Genomic DNA, 18,981 nt, shown 5'->3' with positions numbered 1-18,981 from the left:
AGTTTTCGAGTTAACCTTACACCCAATAACCTGAACATTTATGCAAGTATTTCAAGTAATGGGCAACAAGCCTGTCAATGCGCTTTATTCTGTAACACAGAACAACACCGTTTTTGAGGCACTGGAACTGATGGCCGAAAAGAATATAGGTGCTGTACTGGTACTTGAGGCAGATGAATTGATAGGTATCTTTTCGGAACGGGATTATGCCCGTAAGGTAATTCTTCAGGGCCGCGCTTCCCGTGACACCATTATTAAGGATGTAATGACAAGCAAAGTTATTACAGTCGAAACGGATCAGAAGATTGAGGAATGTATGCAGATTATGTCTGACAAGCACATCCGGCATTTACCTGTGAATCAGAATGGTGAGCTGGTTGGAATCATTTCCATCAACGACATTGTATCCGCTATTATCCGGGAGCAGAAAGACCATATCAAGTCTCTGGAAAGCTATATTTCAGGAAATCCTTATTCCTAGAAACACCTCACTCAGTTAATATTATCTGATATTATATTGTACTTTAACGAAGCCGGATCCTTTAAAAAAGGGTCTGGCTTCATATATTATATTGTCAAATGTAGCGGGTTGTTTATCTTTGCCCCTCCCAAAATGTAAGCCGTTGGAAACACCTGTTGCTGCTGTTAAGGAATTATATGGAAATCAGGTGCGTATCAGAGTTTGCGGTATTTGCATGCGGGACAATAAGATTCTGCTTGTGAATCACAAACTTTACGGCGAGGGATCCGATTTTTGGAGCCCGCCCGGAGGAGGTGTACATTTTGGAGAAACCGTTGTAAAAGCAATGGGTCGTGAATTTGAGGAGGAAACAGGTCTTTTGGCAACGGTAGGAGAGCTCCTTTTTATGAATGAGTTTATTCAGGCTCCTTTACATGCGATCGAGCTTTTTTTCAGGATTGACAGCATAGAAGGAAATCTGACTTTGGGGACGGATCCTGAATTCCAGCAAAATGAACAAATTATTCAGGAAGTAAAATTCTTCGGTTTTGAAGAGTTGCAAAGAATTCCTGGCCGTTCCAAACATCGAATTTTCAATACGTTGAAGCGTTTTGAGGATTTATTTGAAAAAAAAGAGCTACTGTTTCACAGTACATTTAATATATAAGATAAGCTAAATATAATTTTTGTGACGAATTCTGATAACCAATCAATTGAAATTATTCCTACGCTGCTCGTAGGAGATAGCTCATTTGATTCCGACATGATACCGCTTTGCACACTTTGCATTGAAGTGGACGAAAGGCGTATCCGGTTCTGTATTGTCAGAGATGAAAACATGGAATGTATCTGGCTGGAGGATTATAATTTCGAAAAAGCGCTGGATCAAAGTGGTGTTTTTGAGCGACTGAAGAAAATTTTCACAGGGCATTTGCTGTGGTCTTCAAATCATTGGAAAAACGTAAGGATTGCTATTAATTCACACGCATTCAGTTTGATACCACGAATGATTTTCGACAAAGAATCGGTGAAAGATTATCTGGAGTTCGCTTTGGGAGCACCGGTTCCGCAGGACGAACGTGTGCTTTATCATGAGCTTCCTATCGTGAATGCATATAATGTTTTTAGTATTCCGGTTTTGTGGTACGATTGGATGATCAACCACTTTCAGCATTCCAGCATTACGTTTTATCACCTTACCAGCCCGCTTATAATTGGCTCCCTTGTAAGCCATGCCGAACATCAGGAACTCCGGATCGTGTCGGCTTATTTTGAGAAGGATTATTTTACACTGATTGTTAGCCAGGGCAAGCAACTTATTTTATGTAACCGCTTTCGTTTTTCTCAGCCGCAAGAGCTGGTGTATATCATCCTTTTCACGTTGAATCAACTGAACATTCATCAGGAAGAATTAAAGCTGCTCGTTTACGGAGAGATTGCGGCGACATCAGAACTTTACGAAGAACTGTCTAAATTCTTTCCAAACCTGCAAATAGGGGCGGGTCCTTCCACTTTGAAATACAGTCCTCAATGTGGTGAGATTCCAGGTCATCGTTATTTTGGATTGTTTAATACCTATCTTGTATCTTCCTGATCATTCCTATATTGCTGCTGCCGGCTGCCCGGTTTTACCCATTTTAATATTGGCTTTATGAAGCGTATTGCATTATTTCCGGGATCGTTTGATCCGTTCACCAAAGGACATGAAGATATTGTTCTCAGAGGTTTAAGGCTTTTTGATGAAGTGGTGATTGGAATCGGTAATAATGCTACCAAAAAGCGTTACTTCCCATTAGAAGTAATGAAGGAGCTGATTGAGCGGACTTTTGAAGGCCAGAAAAATGTGAAGGTAATTACCTACGATGATCTGACGGCCCATGCTGCCAGGCAACTCGGCGCTACATTTTTACTTCGCGGTTTAAGAAACACGACTGATTTTGAGTACGAAAATGGAATATCTCAGGTAAACAGATACGTTTATGAGGAGATTGAAACCGTTTTTTTAATTACTTCCCCCAACTTGGCTCCAATCAGTTCGAGTATTATTCGTGACCTGCATCGGTATGGTCAGGATGTAGACGATTTCCTTCCCTACTCGCTTTCGGAACTAAATAAACTCAACAAAGAAATGTAAGTGCATACTTTATGGCTCACTGAGGTATAGACTTTTCGAACCGTAGACCATTTTTACGATATTCTCCAACCATTAATTCAACTGCGAGGTTGTAACTATTAATACCCGCTGGTTGGTCATTGGCTTTCAGAAACAGGTCAAACAGAATGTTGCCTGTAAAATAGGGTATAGGATTATCATACTTTTGCCAGAGATCCTCAGCATAGCTTTGGTCACCGATAATTTCCTTGTCTATCCGACTGTAAACGGTCAGATACTTTTCTTCATCAGCATTTTTAAGTGCCTGCAAGGAGGTGTATAGCAACCAGTGATTGGCTGCATATCGAAAATCCGGATTGGGGTGGTGCATGCAAGCCAGATATGCAATGTAATTCGCTTCTTCTTCTGATGCGAAACCAAACTGGTGTGCCATTTCGTGGCATGTAACAAATGGTGCCTGGAATGCCGGCAGAATCTCATTCAGATTTGCTTCCGCAGTAAATGGAAAATATATTCCGCTGATATTGAGGTAAGACATGATTTTCTTATTAAAGCCAAGCTTTAATGATGGAACATCTACGGTTAACTCAGGAGCCGTTTTTGACAGATGCTGATAGCCAAGCGGAGCTCTTTTAAAAACACTATTAAAATTTGTTGGAGTACTGCGAATGGCAGGTAACTGCTGTCGGTAGTGCTTTGCAAGATGAGCCAGGCGAAGGCATAGTGCTTCCAGCTCCGGGGTATTAATATTTGCGGTATTTACTCCGCGAGTGGCCTGATACGGACGACGGTGATAGGCAAATCCCCAGAAGACCATGAAGATCCCGTAAAAAATGGATAGGTATCCAAGTCCTTTTATAAGGGTATTTTTGATGTTAAATCCGTGCCGCTTTCTGATTATTTGTATGACAGCGCGTGATCCTTTTGCCAGAAAGAAAATGAGCAGCACATAAAATAAGATGAGGCCCAGAGAGACATTGAGCCATCCCAGCGTGAACCTGAGTGGAAGCGTTAAGTACCTGAAAATATATGGGATGTAAATGTTTTCGATCCAATCCTGATTTTTAGATAGGAAATGGAAGATTACCAATTGAACGGGAAACAAAAACGCCAGAAAGCGTTCTATCTTCTGGCGTCTGGTTAGCATAAGTGTTATAATGTTATATTTCCTTGACGCCCTGGAGTTTTTTAAGGCTGTCGACCACATATCGGATGGAGCTGAAAGAATTAACCAATATTGCCTGGCCTTCTGCCTGGGTAAGCCAGCTTAATTTTTCAATTTGCTCGTCGGCCTGCGGGGTCATTCCCGAGTCATCTATGCAGTCGAGCACGTACCATTTTGTCTTCTTCAAAATCCTGTTGTTGTTCAGACTGTACGTGTGCCAGGTGGTACAAACTTTATCCCTGATAACAGCCTTTACACCAGTTTCTTCCTCAATTTCTCTTACTGCGGCCTCTTTGGAGTTTTCACCTTTGTCCAGTTTCCCTTTGGGCAAGTCCCACTTTTTCCTTCGGTACATAAAAAGCCATTTACCGTCCTTAACAACCACACCACCAGCAGCCTTAATTACCTTAAAAATCCCTTTGATCTTATCCTCTACTTCTGATTTTTCCCTCGTAGCCATTGTTATCGATAGCAGGTCCGCAGGCATTTCCTTTTCGAGTATGTTGATAGCCTGCACGGAGGTTGCTGCTGTTGCATTCAGAAAGAGCACGTGTCCCGTGAGCAGGTTTTTCTGAAGTTTTGTCAGCCGGAGATCTACAATATGGTCAAATTGCGCTGTTTCCGCCTCAGAAAGTTGATTTGCCCTTACAATTTTGAAAGGACGGTCATCGAAGAAAATAATCATTTAGAAGGTATTATGTGAAATCCCGGGTAAAATTAAGTAAAGAGTTTAGTTTAGACAGTGATTATTATTGATAAATTTGCGCTATTAATAAATTAATCGTTCTTGGAACTCCTAATAATTTTACTTTTAGTGCTTCTCAATGGTATTTTTTCCATGTCAGAGATAGCGCTTGTTTCCTCCCGGAAATCCCGTCTTGAAGCTGCTGCAAGAAACGGAGACTCCAGCGCCAAAGCAGCACTCAACCTGGCAAATTCACCAACACGATTCCTGTCAACTGTACAAATTGGTATTACGCTGATAGGTTTGCTTACCGGTATGTACAGTGGTGATAACATTACCTCGGATTTTGAAGCTTTCATTAACAAAATTGATTTGCTGAGACCATATAGCCACACGCTGGCCGTAGGATCGGTTTTGGTATTCATTACATATTTGTCGCTTGTTTTAGGTGAGCTTGTTCCAAAGCGAATAGGGATGGCCAACCCTGAGGCCATTTCAAAGTTTATGGCGACGCCCATGAACCTGCTTTCGAAAATTACGGCTCCGTTCATCGGTTTGCTTGGATTTTCAAGTGACATGATCATTAAAATTCTTAATATTAAACAAAGTGAGAATTCGGTCACCGAAGAAGAAATCAAAAGCCTGATTCAGGAGGGGACCTCGGGTGGTGTATTTGAAGAAATTGAGCAGGAGATCGTCCACAATGTTTTCCAGCTGGGCGATAGGAAGGTAACTTCGCTCATGACCAACCGCCAGGAAATTATGTGGCTCGACATTGAGGATACGGTGGAAGAGAATAAGGCAAAGATTTTTGAGTCCCGGCATTCGGTTTATCCGGTGTGTCGCGATACTGTGGACGATGTTGTAGGTTTGATTTATGTAAAAGATTTGATTGCCACTGACATAGAGGAGCAGCTGGCTAACATGACTTCCATTATGCGTGAACCGGTGTATCTGCCGGAAAGCAACAGAGCGTATCAGGCTTTGGAAAAATTTAAGGAGCAAAGGGTATACTTCGGAATTATCGTCGATGAGTATGGCGGTTTGCTTGGAGTAATCACCATGCACGATATTATGGATGCGCTCGTAGGTGATATCTCGGAGGATATCGAAGAAGCGTCTGAAATAGTGAAAAGAGAAGATGGCAGCTTTCTGATTGATGCACAACTGCCGTTTGACGATTTCCTTCAATATTTCAGTCTGAATATACAGGAAACCGAACGTAGGACACTTGCTGGTTTTAACACACTGGGAGGGTTTGTGCTGCATATTCTGGAAAATATTCCGAAGGTTGGGGAAAAATTCAGCTGGAAACACTTCGAATTTGAAGTAGTGGATATGGATCGTAGCCGGATTGATAAATTGCTAGTAATTAATAATAAAAAAGAAGATAAGGACGAATAATATGCCAAACAATCAAAATACCAGCAAACGTGTAGCAGAGTTACTTCTGGAAGCACAAGCCATCAAATTAAGTCCTGAAAAGCCCTTTCAGTGGAGTTCGGGTTGGTTATCGCCTATCTATTGCGATAATAGGGTAGCGTTATCTTATCCAGATACACGCACGTTTATCAAGAAAGTGCTTGCTGATCTTATCCGGACGGAATACCCGGATGTGCAGGCGGTGGTAGGAGTTGCTACCGGTGGAATTGCTCAGGGAGCTCTTGTTGCTGATTTGCTGGAATTACCGTTTGCATACGTTCGACCCGAGCCCAAAAAGCACGGCATGGGTAATCAGATTGAGGGGCGTCTTGAAAAAGGTCAATCTGTAATTATTATTGAGGATCTGATATCTACAGGTGGAAGTTCACTCAAAGTGGTGGATGTTTTGCGTGCAGCCGATGTAGAAGTAGCAGGTATGGTCGCCATTTTTACTTATGGCTTTGCGGTTGCCGAACAAAACTTTAATGAAAAGGGTGTAAAGCTCTCAACGATATGTAATTACGACTCATTGATTGAGACCGCGGTTGAGCATGAATATGTTACATCCGAGCAGGTAAGCAGCCTAAGTGCATGGCGTTTAGGTCCTGATACCTGGGGGAAATAATATTTAGCAGCTGTCGGCAGTCTTGTTCAGACAAGCCGACAGCTATTCCAATTAATCAATATTTCTGTGGTTGTATAGCTTTTCATACATCCCACCAAAGGCTTCTTCTTTTACACCATCCGATTTTAGAAATTCGTGCGGAAAGCCGAGTTCAATTTTACTTACCTCATTAAGCCTGGCCATTTGTTCAGCCGGAATTTCAAAAGAAAGACAACCAAGAGAATCCTCTAACTGACTGGCTTTTGACGCTCCTATAATTGGGATCATTACCTGCTGACGCTGACGGGCCCAATTGATCGCTACCTGGGCTGGTGTCGCACCGATTTGCTCCGCAATGTCCACGACGGTCTGCGCAATTTTGCTGCTATGTTTGTTTCTGCGAATGCTATCCTTTGGAACACGCCCCGCTTCTTCACGCAGGTATTTCCCGGTTAATGCTCCGCCACCAATGGCTCCCCACGGCGTTACTGCAAGATCCAGTGCCTTTGCCATTGGTATCAGATCCCGTTCAGGAGTCCGTTGCAGTAAAGAATATTCAAATTGAATGGCTGCGAATGCGTTCCACCCTCTGAAATCAGCAATGGTATTGGCTTGTGAAACGACCCAGGCAGGCGTATCAGAGATACCTACATAATGCACCAGTCCACGAGTTACAAGATCATCCAGTCCACGCATCACTTCTTCAACAGGTGTGGTGTTGTCCCACATATGGACCCAAAGCAGATCAATATATTCAGTATTGAGCCTTTTCAAGCTGGAAAGTACCGAACGCATCATATTTTTACGATGGTTTCCCGCAAAATTCAGATCGTCATTTCTGTCTTTAAGTGTGAATTTGGTTGAAAGTACCCAGTGATCGCGATCTGCCTCGATAAACTCACCAACAAATTTCTCGGAGGAACCTTCGGTGTATCTGTTGGCAGTATCAATGAAGTTACCACCGGCATCCCCGTAAGTATCAAAAATTTTAAAACTCTCATGTTTATCGGCTCCCCAGCCCCAGTCTGTCCCGAAAGTCATCGTGCCAAGGCAAAGTTCCGATACTCTTAAACCTGATCGGCCCAATAATTGATAGCGCATAAATAATGGTTTTTTACTTGTTCACGAACGATTTAACAATGTAAAGTTCTTGTATACCGTTACATTTAATGGTGCAAAGTTATATCCTTACCGGCCAAATGTATTTATATTGTGCCAAAATTCTAATCTTTTTTGAATGCAAAAATGATTGACGTCGCTTACCCCTATTTTGATATAAATTTAAGCTGGCTTTCGAATAACTACCGATTATTGCTGGAAGCTAACGATGAATCGGTGCCGTTGCGTGAACGCCTGCGATTTCTTGGCCTGTATTCGTCTCAAACAGAGGAGTTTTACAGAGTGAGAATAACAAACCTGCTTGCACTTGCAGAAGTAAGCGGAGACATACGAGCCAAGCTCAATATTTTTCCACAATCACTTTTTGAGCATGTGTATGAAACGCTGGAGAATCAGTTGCTTGAATTTAATGAGATACTAACCGGGGGTATACTGCCGTCGTTAATTGAGCAAGGCATTCACATTTATTACAATGAAGCATTTTCACAGGAACATATTTCTTTTGCCAGAAAATTTTTCATAAACAGACTTTTCAGGCATTTGCAGCCCATTTTCCTGGACGGACGAAGGAATTCCAAACTAGTTATATTCGAAAACCGTCAGCTATATCTCGTTGTGAGGCTTAATCGCCCGGACATACAGCCAGAGTCTATTTATGCCACTGTCAATGTACCTTCCGAACCATTTGGCAGGTTTCTGGAGCTACCGGAAATGGATGGAAAAAAGCATGTGGCATTCATGGAAGATGTAATCCGTGAAAATCTCCCGTTGCTGTTCCCAGGCTATCAGATTTTGGAAAGTTATACCCTCAGAGCTGAAAGGGATACAGAACTTGTGATCGAAGATGAATATCCGGTTCAGATATCGCAGCGAATTTTAAAACAGCTTGATAAGCGGAATTTTGTTCAGCCATCTCAATTCTTCTATCAGGCGGGTATGCCCATGGAGATGAGAAGTTACCTTTTCAATAAAGTGGGTATCCCAATGAATGAGTTTCACGAACGTGGTCCTTATTTGTACATGCAGGATCTCTCCACGTTCCCGTCACTTAGTAAAAAACTGGATTATCCATCCCAAAAGCCGCTGCAAAATCCTGACTTTGACGATCGGGTATCAGTGTTCGAAACCATTCAAAAGGGCGATCAACTTTTGCATTTGCCTTACAATTCATACGAACCCATCGCGCGTTTCTTCAATGAGGCGGCAACGGATCCATTTGTGAAGGAAATTCATGTGTCCTTGTACAAAACCAGCCCAAACTCGTTTATTCTTAATTCGCTGATTAGTGCAGCAAGAAACGGGAAACGTGTTATTACATATATAGAACTCAATAGCAAACTCGATATACAGGAAAATCTGCAATGGTCGCGTAGCATGAGGGATGCCGGTGTGAAAATTGTGCTGAGTGAACCTGGCCTTAAAGTGCATGCAAAAATGGCGCTGGTAAAGCGTAAGATGCAAAAAGGGTGGGAGCGCTACGCCTTTCTTAGCACGGGAGGGTTTTATAAGCTTACCAGCAGGGAAATTGTTGACCACGCACTGCTTACGAGCCATCGCGAGCTCACTAACGAACTTGAACTATTGTTTGGATATCTGTTTACCCAGGATGAACCAAAGAAGTATAAGTATCTGCCTTTTAATAATTTGATGGTTACGCAGTTTAATCTGCAAAAAAAACTGCTGGAACTGATTGATCGCGAAATTGCGAATTGCAATGCTGGTCTTAAGTCATTTGTAACGATTAAAGTTAACCAGCTTCAGGATCATATTTTGATCGATAAACTTTATCAGGCGGGTCAGGCCGGCGTGCCTGTCCATGTCATTATCAGTGAGAGCTGTAGTTTGATTTCCGGACTTCCTTCGCTTAGTGATAACATTGTGGTGAGCAGGCATTTGGACCGCTATACCGAAAACACAAGGATATTCCAGTTTGGTAACCGAGGAAATGATGAAATCTATTTGTCCTCCTGTGACTGGACTTACAGAAATCTTCACAGACGGATTGATGTCTGTTTTCCTATCCTGGATGAAAATCTGAAAGGGCAGATCAGGCAAGTCTTGCGAAACTACTTTAACGACAATCAAAAATCAGTTCGGCTGGATCTTTATCAGAACAATCTTCGCATTACCGATGAGACGCGTGTGAAAGTACGCGCGCAGGAAGCGAACTACAAGTTGGCAGAGCGTCTTGAGAAAAACATGCTTGCGAAATAGGGAAAGTACAAATCTTCTGCTGTTAATTTTTTTTATGATGAAATAAAACCAAATTCCCGCTGTACGTTAAGCCAGGGCATTTTGTGGAAATTCATTCCAATAAGAATCATAAGTTTTTTCTTTATTCCTTAAACCTGCTCTTGAGCAGTAAGGTCTATATGATTATATTTGAGACTATATAACTGTGTCTCAACAAATAAAAGGTTATCTGGTATGGGAATTGTAGAGCGTCGCGAGCGATTAAAAATTCAGGTTCGTTCAGACATCATTAAAACAGCAAAGGATATTGCCCGCGAAGATGGCTGGACGGCAGTTTCCATCAGGAAAATTGCTGAGGTCATCGAATACAGTCCTCCTATACTATATGAATATTTTGAAAGTAAAGATAAGTTGCTCGAAGCCGTAAGAATCGAAGGGTTTGATTATTTGCAGGGAGAATTTATCAAGATTAAAGGTCATTTCTCAAATGCAGAAAAACAGCTTGTTGAAGTGGCCCAATGTATCTGGAATTTCGCGGTCGAAAACCCAGAAGTGTTCCAGGTTATGTTTAACATAGAAGGTGCATTCTGCGACTCAAAAAAGGTATATTCCCAGACGATGAACATCAAGGGAAATCCGGTTTGGGAAATGATCTCACGGGTACGGCCTAAGGCAGGCGAACTCGTCACCAAAACCTATTACGAATGGTGGTGCATGACATATGGTTTTATTTCCATCACTATGACAACACAACCTCGTTACGCATTAGCGCAGGCCGAGTCGGTCTACATGGATAGTGTACGACGTTTTATAAAGAGTCTTCTGTAACCGAAGTTGTCGGTTGCTGGCGTACTTCCACTTTGCTTTGGTGATAAACCTGCGAAAATGGAGGTACGCTTCTTACTATCCAGGCATTTCCTCCGATCACTGAATCGTTTCCGATTACGGTTTCTCCGCCAAGAATGGTTGCGTTGGCGTACACAACCACATTGTCTTCAATAGTGGGGTGACGCTTGCGGGATGCCAAAGATTTGGAAACATGCGTAGCACCCAGCGTTACACCCTGATAAAGCTTCACGTTGTTGCCAATGTGGGTAGTTTCGCCAATTACAATACCAGTCCCGTGATCAATAAAGAAAGAGTGACCTATCACGGCATTTGGGTTGATATCTATACCTGTTTGGCTATGAGCGAATTCAGTCAACATGCGAGGTAACAATGGAATTTTAAGGTCTGCCATGATGTGTGCAATCCTGTAAGTTGCTATGGCAAAAAAGCCGGGGTATAGTGCAATCACTTCTTCAATGCTTACCGAGGCAGGATCATTATCAGTTATTGCTTTCGCATCTCTCAACAGCAGTTCATAAATCTCGGGAATTTCCAGAAAGATCTTGTCCAGAATCTCTTCCTTATCGCAGTCAAGTTGAGGCATCAGCGGATCCAACATGCATCCCAGCTTTTGACGAAGGTCACCATAAGCTTGTCTTACATCCTTTGTTTTTTCATTCTGCTGACAATCTTTACTGATTGGAAACAGAAAGTTGATCAATTGTTGAATGAATTTACCTGACTCCTGCCTGGAAGGCAGCTTATAACGGTAAGTTTCATTCTGTTGCGTAAGACGTTCAAAAAACGATTCCAGGTGGTTGGCTGTCATTAATTTACTTTTTATAATACCTCTCCTAAGAGATACTTATGATGGACTGGCATGTTATTTTACCTTTCAACAAATAAACGTACAGAAATGTTGAATTTTTAGTGGTTCGGTTAAAAAATTACAAAAAATTAACTTTTCGCCTTCGTTTTGTCGTATATTGAGATAGTAACTCAACTGGCCTTGCTGCAAAATTACCTATTTAGTTTCTATGACTGGCTTTAAATATTTTCGTTCCGCTTTTTTTGTTTTGACTATTTCTGTTTCGCTTTCGTCTTGTTTTTCAAGATATATTATTTCAGCAAAACAGGTTAGGAAACATTATGCGTCGAAGGAGATAAAACCACAGACTCAGGTAATTAAGAATGACACACTTTCGCTACGGCTGGCAACAGTTGGAGCAGACACGCTTCCAATGCTTTTACTGATACATGGCGCACCAGGCTCCTTATGGGGATATATGAATCTGATGGACGATCCTGATCTTCAAAAGCAGTTTCATATCGTTTCTGTGGATCGGGTTGGGTACGGAATGTCGCGTCTCAAAAAACGAAAATTTGTAACATCGATTGAACAACAGGCCAAGGCACTTTTGCCAGTATTTGCCCTGAATAAATCGAAACAAAAGGTGATTGTACTCGGACGCTCTTACGGGGCACCCATAGCAGCTAAACTTGTGTCAATGGTACCAGATGAAGTAAAAGAGCTGATTATGGTTTCGCCGGTGATAGATCCCGAAAAGGAGAAGTTCTACTGGTTTTCAAAGTGGGGTAAGAATTCATTCATACAACTTTTTCTACCTGGGGCATTTAATACAGCAACCGCAGAAAAGTACAGCCATGCCGATGAGCTGCGAAAGCTTTTGCCAGTTTGGGAGAGTTTGAATGTCCGAACAACTGTAATTCAGGGAGGAAATGACTGGATCGCAGATCCGGGTAACATCGAATTTGCAAAAAAACACATTAAGAGTAAAAAAGCGCAGTACATTTTTCTTTTCAACGCAGGGCATATGATTACACATACGCATGCTGATATGATTAAGGAAATGTTGCTTAGAAGCAGGTTATTTCAGGATAAAATGGCTATTCAGATAAAAGATTAGTTCTGAAATTTTGGAGATGAATTGGTTCCTTTTATAAATATTTAAGAAATTTGGCTTATTAAAGAAAACGACTGATCATCGACCAGCCGTTTTACCGAATTATAATTAACCTATGATAAATTCTTTGTGACATCGGGGTGTTCTCCGATGTTATTTTTTTGCGAGAACAATAAGTTGCCAAATTCAACCACTGTTCTACAAATTCATAAATGCGAAAATCGATCTATTCTACTATTGATGTAAGAATATTTGTAGATCTCAGTTTTAATGACGCAGTTTTTCCGACCCCACCACTAAAAGTTTAAAAAATAGTGCGGAACCAATGTATTTTTTGAATGTGGAAACGGCGGAATTTTTGGCATAAAAAAATCCCGCTGAAAGGCGGGATTGGTACTAAATCTTTGAGCACTTTGGTTTTACCGAAGAATCTTTTTTGACACGGACTCATTATCATTAGAAGCACGGATCATGTACACACCGCTTGCGTAATTTCTCAGGTCAAACTGATGCTCCATATTCATGTCTGCTACACTTGCTTTATGTTCCTGGCGTACGCGTCCTTGTAGATCGATGATCTGCAGAGTAATAATCGCTGGTTTTTTGCTGTATGCTTTTACAGTAACGTAGTCATTGGTAGGAACCGGAAATGCGTCGACAGAGATAGAGACCTCAGGCGAATTGGAACTTGGGATTGAAGTAATCGGGCCTGTGTTTTCTGCATTTTCATAAGGCGGTATCTCCACCGTTTCACCTGGCCTGTCCGTAACATTAATAATTCCTTCTCTGTAAGTTTCAGAAATGCGAACCCCGTTTCTCCATTCATACATGACCATAGCAAAAATATACTGACCTACTTGTGTTGGCGCAGTCCAAACGAGCTGTTTCTTAACCTGGTCAATTTTAAATGTTCCCGAAGCGCTCACTTCATTGGGGTATATAAAGCTATTGTCAACGCTTCTTACTGCGCAGGTTCCTGGTGATGGTTTACTCAATTTTTGGAGGACAAAACTCACACTATCGCCTTCAGCATCCGTAGCCTTAAGGTCTACTACGAAAGGTTGCTTTACTCCGGCGTTGAATGTAAGGCTTGGTAGAATCGGAGTAGAATTTGAAAGCGTTGTATGCAAAACTGTCCAAAGGAAAAGCGCCGTATTTTGAGAATTCTGAAAGTTGAGAATGTTGTTATTCCTGTTATCTACTTGAGTAGAAATCTGATAAATACCCTGTGAACCGTATGTGTGATTGGCGATGTAAGTTCCTAGTGAAGTTCCCGGACTAGCAGGAACTAGTGAAACGCGGCTTACAGTAATGGTTTGGCCATCTCCCGTGCATACGTTTACCTCACTTTGCTGTCCGGTCGCGCCTTGACCATTCACTGTATCAAAATAAAGAAGTACAGAAATCTCGTATGTTTGCCCCGAAAGTTGCCTAGCTCTTATTTCACCACCCTGTAAATGAGTAGCAAAGGCAGATAAACTGGAGAGAAGTGATAAAACTAAACTAACGTATATATTTTTCATGGACATTGAAGGGAAAGCTTTGCAAAAAATCCTTTGATTATTGAACGTCTAAAATGACTGATTTGATATTCAAAAATGAGGAAATAATCACAGAGAAAAGAGAAAAAATGACTGTTAGCTATTTTCTGGCTTCGTCTTTGTAAATCATTATCTGGCTATCGCCATTACCTCGAATATAACCCCGATACATTCCTTCGCTGTTGAATGGCATAGCGATGTTGCCGTTGCGGTCAAGTGCTATTATTCCACCTTCTCCGCCGATAGTTACCAACTTTTTCATCACAACCTCATCAGCAGCATTTTGTAAAGACAAACCTTTGTATTCCATCAGTGCGGAAATGTCATAGGCTACAACCGAGCGGATAAAGTATTCACCATGTCCGGTTGCAGAAACGGCGCACGTAGCATTATTGGCATAAGTTCCCGCTCCGATAATTGGTGCATCACCAACGCGCCCATATCGTTTGTTGGTCATCCCGCCCGTGGAAGTGCCGGCGGCCAGATTGCCGAATTTATCAAGAGAGACACAGCCAACTGTACCAAATTTTTTCCCTTCCGTAAATATCAGATCATTATCGTTGTACCCGGTTTTGGGCTTGTCTTTAAAATCTTTTTTAGGATGTTCGGTATGATCAAGTTCGACCTTTTCAGATTCCTTGGCTTTGAGAAGGGCTTTGTAGCGAGCTTCTGTATAAAAATACGATGGGTCAACAATTTCGAGACCTTGTTCCTTAGCAAAAAGATCGGCTCCTTTTCCAGTCATCATCACATGCGGTGATTTGTCCATCACAGCAATCGCAGCACGAATCGGATTTTTAATTGTTGTAACTCCTGCAATGGCACCCGCTTTAAGATTGCTGCCATCCATAACAGATGCATCCAGCTCATTTTTGCCTTCATTGGTAAATACTGCTCCTTTTCCCGCATTAAACAATGGTGAATCCTCCATCACCATAATAGCCGCTTCTACTGCTTTCAAACTGGTCCCTCCACCTTGGAGCACTTTGTAGCCTTGCTGTAAAGCATTATTCAACACAGACCGATACGCTTTTTCCTGTTCAGCCGTCATGTTAGCTCTGGTAATTGTTCCGGCACCACCATGGATTACGAGCGTGATTTTATCAGAAAAGTCTTGGGCGCAAATGGAATTTGATAGGAAGAGAATACAGGCAAATGTATAGAGCAGTTTCATAGGTTAGTTGTTAATTTCGGTTACTAAATCTACAAACATTCTTTGAAAAGAGGATACTCGAACGGTATGGAAATCGAGATTTCCAATAAGGTTTGGATATAAATCAAAAAAGCCGCCCGGATCTTCCGGGCGGCTCTCGCGTTATTCAGCAAATTACTTTTGCATTTGTGCTTCCACAACGGCAATCGCAACCATGTTAACAATCTCGCGAACAGAACTTCCTAGCTGAAGTACGTGAACCGGTTTTTTCATTCCAAGTAATATCGGCCCGATCGTTTCCAGTTCGGCAGCTTCTTTTAATAAGTTGTATGCAATATTACTTGCTGAAAGATTTGGGAAGATCAATGTATTCGCTCCTCCGTCAACCAAAGAACTAAATGGATGATTTTCTTTCAATAATTCCGTATTGAAAGCAAGGTGAGCCTGCATTTCCCCATCAATAATCATGGATGGATTACGCTTTTTGAGGATTGCTGCAGCAGCACTCATTTTTTCTGCATCCTTACCGCCAGCGCTGCCGTAGTTGGCATAAGTAACAAGCGCAATTCTTGGCTGGATGTTGAACCTCTCTATGGTTCTGGCAGTGAGTTCCGTAATCTCGACAATTTCATCAACTGTTGGATCCAGATTTACAGTAGTATCCGAGAAGAAAAGTGGTCCTTTTGGGGTAAGTAAAATATACATACCCGCAACCTTGTTCACATCATCCTGTTTTCCGATTACGTGTAACGCCGGTCGAATCGTATCAGGATAAGTTCTGGTAAGTCCGGATATCAGTGCATCGGCTTCACCATTCTCAACCATCATAGCACCAAAATAGCTTTTGAAGTAGATTGTACGGCGTGCCTCAATGGGAGTAAGGCCCTTGCGCTGTCTCTTTTCATATAGTTTGGCAGCGTAAACATCCACTTTCGCTTCGTTCTCTTCTGCCCTTGGATCAACGATAACTACATCGCTAAGATCCAGTTTACTTTCTAGAATAAGGTTCTGGATGGTTTCTTTATGTCCAAGCAGAATAGGAATAGCTATGCCTTCATCGCGAACCTGTTGGGCCGCACGTAGCACCTGTATGTTTTCAGCATCGGCAAAAACAACACGTTTCGGGTCTGTTTTAGCTTTGTTCAAAATCACACGTGACAACTGCTCGTTCCTTCCAAGTCTGTTCGAAAGTTCCTGCTCGTAGGCATCCCAATCCGTAATGATTTTCCTTGCTACACCGGTTTCAATGGCTGCCTTGGCAACGGCAGGCGCTACCGTGGTCAATAGGCGTGGATCAACCGGTTTTGGAATGATGTATGTTTTGCCAAATACAATGTTTGTTTCATTGTAAGCAAGGTTAACAATGTCCGGAACAGGTTTTCTTGCCAATTCGGCAAGCGCATGAACGGCAGCGAGTTTCATTTCTTCATTGATCTCCGTTGCCCGTACATCCAGCGCTCCTCTGAAAATGTAAGGAAAGCCAAGTACGTTATTAACCTGATTAGGGTAATCAGAACGACCCGTTGCCATAATTACATCTTCGCGTGCTTCAACGGCATCAGGATAAGGGATTTCAGGATTCGGATTTGCCATTGCCAAAACGATCGGATCTTTTGCCATGGATTTTACCATGTCTTTGGACACAACATCTGCTTTGGAAAGACCAAGGAATAGATCCGAACCAACCATTGCTTCTTCAAGAGAGCTATACTCTTTCTCTGTAGCAAACTGCTGCTTCATTTCATTTAAGTCTGTACGCGAGTTGTTGATATGTCCTTTTGTGTCAAACATCGCGACGTTCTTTGGATCAACACCCAGCGACAGATATAGTTTTGTACAGGAAACTGCTGAAGCACCAGCTCCGGATACAACCACACGTATGTCTTTAATATCTTTTTTAACCAGAACCAATGCGTTTAACATCGCCGCTGCACTTATGATAGCAGTTCCGTGCTGGTCATCGTGCATTACAGGAATGTTCAGTTCTTTTTTCAGACGGGCTTCTATTTCGAAGCACTCGGGTGCTTTGATGTCTTCAAGGTTAACACCTCCAAAAGTAGGTTCAAGAATTTTTACCGTTCTTACGAATTCATCGACATCCTTTGTATTTAGTTCGATGTCAAAAACGTCAATATCTGAGTATATTTTGAAGAGCAAGCCTTTACCTTCCATTACTGGTTTGGAGGCTTCCGGGCCAATGTCGCCCAAGCCAAGTACCGCTGTTCCGTTGCTAATTACGGCGACAAGATTTCCCTTTGCAGTGTATAAATAAGCATTTTCAACATTTTCGGCGATTTCAAGACAAGGCTCGGCAACACCTGGGGAATAGGCAAGGGAGAGGTCTCTCTGCGTGTTTGTCTCCTTAGTTGGAATCACCTGAATTTTACCAGGCCTTCCTTTTGAATGGTAGTAAAGAGCGTCTTCTTTTCTGATCTTTTTGTTCATACCTATAGGACAATTATTTGGCACTAAGGTACAAACATTCGTTTTATGGCATTAACAAAACTGTTAATTTGTCAAGAAATAGATAATATCTGATTATAAGTCCCTAAGCACCTTCTGAGTGGGAGAAACGTCCTTATCATTGAAAGTGTGAGACTTAGCCAGTTTTTTTTTCTCGTTCCTGACTGCTATATGTCTTTTCATATAATAAGCGAACACCATATATGCTCCGAACATGCCTATGTATATGTACAGAGATGCAGTATTGGTAATATTGCCGTGAAAGGCAAAGAACAAAGCAGAGTTGAGGATCGTAACCATCCAAAGGGTGAACGATGCCCAAAAGTGATTAAGGCCACTGTCTATCAGAATGTGGTGCATGTGATTACGGTCAGCTATAAAAGGTGAGCCGCCTTTCACAATTCTCACAATAAAAACGCGAAGTGTATCGAAAATTGGAACGATCAGCAATACCATCACAATGATTGGTGCATTGAAATATGCATTAGGGTCATGAAGGTAGCCAACGTTCAGAGAAAGGAATTCTACCGCAAAAATGGAAAGTAAATAACCCACAATCAGCGAGCCGGTGTCTCCCATAAAGATTTTACTTGTGCGGGAGAAGTTAAATCTTAAAAATCCAAGTAAAGATCCCGACATAGCAAACGCAAGGCATCCGAAAGAGAAGTGGTCGTTAAGAATAAACCAGATTCCGAATCCAAGGCCCGCGATAAGGCTGATTCCACCTGCAAGACCATCAATACCGTCTATAAGGTTAATGGCATTGATAATAGCGATAAAGACAAAAACTGTAAGAGGGATACTTACAATATCCGGAACTGCATCAATACCGAAAATACCGTAAAAATGATCGATCTTAAAGTTGCCCATGGCAACCAGTATCAGAGAAGCAAATATTTGAATGATAAGCTTCTTGGTAGGATCCACCGCCAGAATATCATCTTTTAGCCCAAGGAAAAACAGGATGATAACGCCTGTCATCGATAAGTTGATAATATTGGAGTCGAGCGTATTCTCTGAATGCGGCCAAAGGAAATAGGCGATCAATGACGAAGCGAAAATTGCAATTCCGCCCAGCGTTGGAGTTTCTGTTTGGTGTGAACTTCTAAAACCTGGCTTTGCCGTTAGATGCAAAAGGTTAGATAAATTGATGATAACCGGGATCGAAATAATCGAGAGGAAACATGCAATCAGAAACGATAGTATGCATTGATACACGTCATGGTGAATCATGCTGTTAAAGTTCCCTTCACTTAATATCTGTAGGGGTAATTTTATATCCATTTTATTGATGAATTATCTATATCTCT

The 18,981-nt window shown here is 41.9% G+C and carries 17 protein-coding genes; 9 read left to right on the top strand and 8 right to left on the bottom strand.

Annotated features, from left to right (window positions below; genetic code table 11):
- Nucleotides 1-40 precede the first annotated feature (40 nt).
- From LZG71_RS03965 to coaD, 4 genes are all read left to right on the top strand, one after another.
- A complete protein-coding gene (locus LZG71_RS03965; protein ID WP_233817212.1) occupies nucleotides 41-481 on the top strand; it encodes a CBS domain-containing protein in 441 nt (146 codons plus the stop codon).
- 142 nt (nucleotides 482-623) lie between these two features.
- Nucleotides 624-1,127: an NUDIX hydrolase gene (locus tag LZG71_RS03960; protein ID WP_233817210.1), complete on the top strand. Its 504-nt coding sequence runs from the start codon at nucleotides 624-626 to the stop codon at nucleotides 1,125-1,127.
- 21 nt (nucleotides 1,128-1,148) lie between these two features.
- Nucleotides 1,149-2,054 (top strand): DUF3822 family protein, encoded by a 906-nt coding sequence (locus LZG71_RS03955; RefSeq protein WP_233817208.1) that lies wholly within the window; start codon nucleotides 1,149-1,151, stop codon nucleotides 2,052-2,054.
- A 57-nt stretch (nucleotides 2,055-2,111) separates the two neighbouring features.
- Nucleotides 2,112-2,594, top strand: coding sequence for a pantetheine-phosphate adenylyltransferase (gene coaD, locus LZG71_RS03950; protein WP_233817206.1), 483 nt, complete (start codon nucleotides 2,112-2,114; stop codon nucleotides 2,592-2,594).
- 16 nt (nucleotides 2,595-2,610) lie between these two features.
- Here the strand turns inward: coaD and LZG71_RS03945 are convergent, their stop codons facing one another.
- Nucleotides 2,611-3,720, bottom strand: a complete 1,110-nt coding sequence (locus tag LZG71_RS03945) for a DUF3810 domain-containing protein (RefSeq protein ID WP_233817204.1) — start codon at nucleotides 3,718-3,720, stop codon at nucleotides 2,611-2,613.
- A 13-nt stretch (nucleotides 3,721-3,733) separates the two neighbouring features.
- A complete protein-coding gene (locus LZG71_RS03940; protein ID WP_233817202.1) occupies nucleotides 3,734-4,423 on the bottom strand; it encodes an NUDIX hydrolase in 690 nt (229 codons plus the stop codon).
- A gap of 102 nt (nucleotides 4,424-4,525) precedes the next feature.
- On the opposite strand from LZG71_RS03940, the gene LZG71_RS03935 reads away from it, so the two are divergent.
- On the top strand, nucleotides 4,526-5,827 hold the full coding sequence (locus LZG71_RS03935) for a hemolysin family protein (protein ID WP_409013599.1): 1,302 nt from the start codon (nucleotides 4,526-4,528) through the stop codon (nucleotides 5,825-5,827).
- A 1-nt stretch (nucleotide 5,828) separates the two neighbouring features.
- Nucleotides 5,829-6,470: an orotate phosphoribosyltransferase gene (gene pyrE / locus LZG71_RS03930; protein WP_233817198.1), complete on the top strand. Its 642-nt coding sequence runs from the start codon at nucleotides 5,829-5,831 to the stop codon at nucleotides 6,468-6,470.
- A gap of 51 nt (nucleotides 6,471-6,521) precedes the next feature.
- Here the strand turns inward: pyrE and LZG71_RS03925 are convergent, their stop codons facing one another.
- Entirely contained in the window at nucleotides 6,522-7,550 is a 1,029-nt protein-coding gene (locus tag LZG71_RS03925; RefSeq protein WP_233817196.1) for an aldo/keto reductase, read from the bottom strand.
- A 132-nt stretch (nucleotides 7,551-7,682) separates the two neighbouring features.
- Between LZG71_RS03925 and ppk1 the strand changes: the two genes are divergently transcribed.
- Together ppk1 and LZG71_RS03915 are read left to right on the top strand one after the other, a co-directional pair.
- On the top strand, nucleotides 7,683-9,782 hold the full coding sequence (gene ppk1 / locus LZG71_RS03920) for a polyphosphate kinase 1 (protein WP_233817194.1): 2,100 nt from the start codon (nucleotides 7,683-7,685) through the stop codon (nucleotides 9,780-9,782).
- Between the two features lie 213 nt (nucleotides 9,783-9,995).
- A complete protein-coding gene (locus tag LZG71_RS03915; protein WP_233817192.1) occupies nucleotides 9,996-10,589 on the top strand; it encodes a TetR/AcrR family transcriptional regulator in 594 nt (197 codons plus the stop codon).
- Here LZG71_RS03915 and epsC read toward each other — a convergent pair.
- The gene (gene epsC, locus LZG71_RS03910) at nucleotides 10,570-11,418 is read right to left on the bottom strand and encodes a serine O-acetyltransferase EpsC (protein WP_233817190.1); all 849 of its coding nucleotides are present in this window, start codon (nucleotides 11,416-11,418) and stop codon (nucleotides 10,570-10,572) included. The genes LZG71_RS03915 and epsC overlap by 20 nt on opposite strands.
- A gap of 208 nt (nucleotides 11,419-11,626) precedes the next feature.
- Here epsC and LZG71_RS03905 point away from each other — a divergent pair, with 208 nt between their 5' ends.
- Nucleotides 11,627-12,517 (top strand): alpha/beta fold hydrolase, encoded by an 891-nt coding sequence (locus tag LZG71_RS03905; RefSeq protein WP_233817187.1) that lies wholly within the window; start codon nucleotides 11,627-11,629, stop codon nucleotides 12,515-12,517.
- Between the two features lie 416 nt (nucleotides 12,518-12,933).
- Here the strand turns inward: LZG71_RS03905 and LZG71_RS03900 are convergent, their stop codons facing one another.
- From LZG71_RS03900 to LZG71_RS03885, 4 genes are all read right to left on the bottom strand, one after another.
- On the bottom strand, nucleotides 12,934-14,037 hold the full coding sequence (locus LZG71_RS03900; protein ID WP_233817185.1) for a T9SS type A sorting domain-containing protein: 1,104 nt from the start codon (nucleotides 14,035-14,037) through the stop codon (nucleotides 12,934-12,936).
- Nucleotides 14,038-14,155: 118 nt separating this feature from the next.
- Nucleotides 14,156-15,229 (bottom strand): isoaspartyl peptidase/L-asparaginase family protein, encoded by a 1,074-nt coding sequence (locus LZG71_RS03895; protein WP_233817183.1) that lies wholly within the window; start codon nucleotides 15,227-15,229, stop codon nucleotides 14,156-14,158.
- 153 nt (nucleotides 15,230-15,382) lie between these two features.
- The gene (locus tag LZG71_RS03890) at nucleotides 15,383-17,653 is read right to left on the bottom strand and encodes an NADP-dependent malic enzyme (protein WP_233817181.1); all 2,271 of its coding nucleotides are present in this window, start codon (nucleotides 17,651-17,653) and stop codon (nucleotides 15,383-15,385) included.
- 93 nt (nucleotides 17,654-17,746) lie between these two features.
- A complete protein-coding gene (locus tag LZG71_RS03885) occupies nucleotides 17,747-18,955 on the bottom strand; it encodes an MraY family glycosyltransferase (RefSeq protein WP_233817179.1) in 1,209 nt (402 codons plus the stop codon).
- Nucleotides 18,956-18,981 lie beyond the last annotated feature (26 nt).

It is taken from the genome of Dyadobacter sp. CY312 (genome assembly GCF_021390535.1).
Classification (GTDB): Bacteria; Bacteroidota; Bacteroidia; order Cytophagales; family Spirosomataceae; genus Dyadobacter.
Note: the sequence above shows the minus strand (reverse complement) of the source record. Positions and strands in the feature narration are given on the sequence as shown.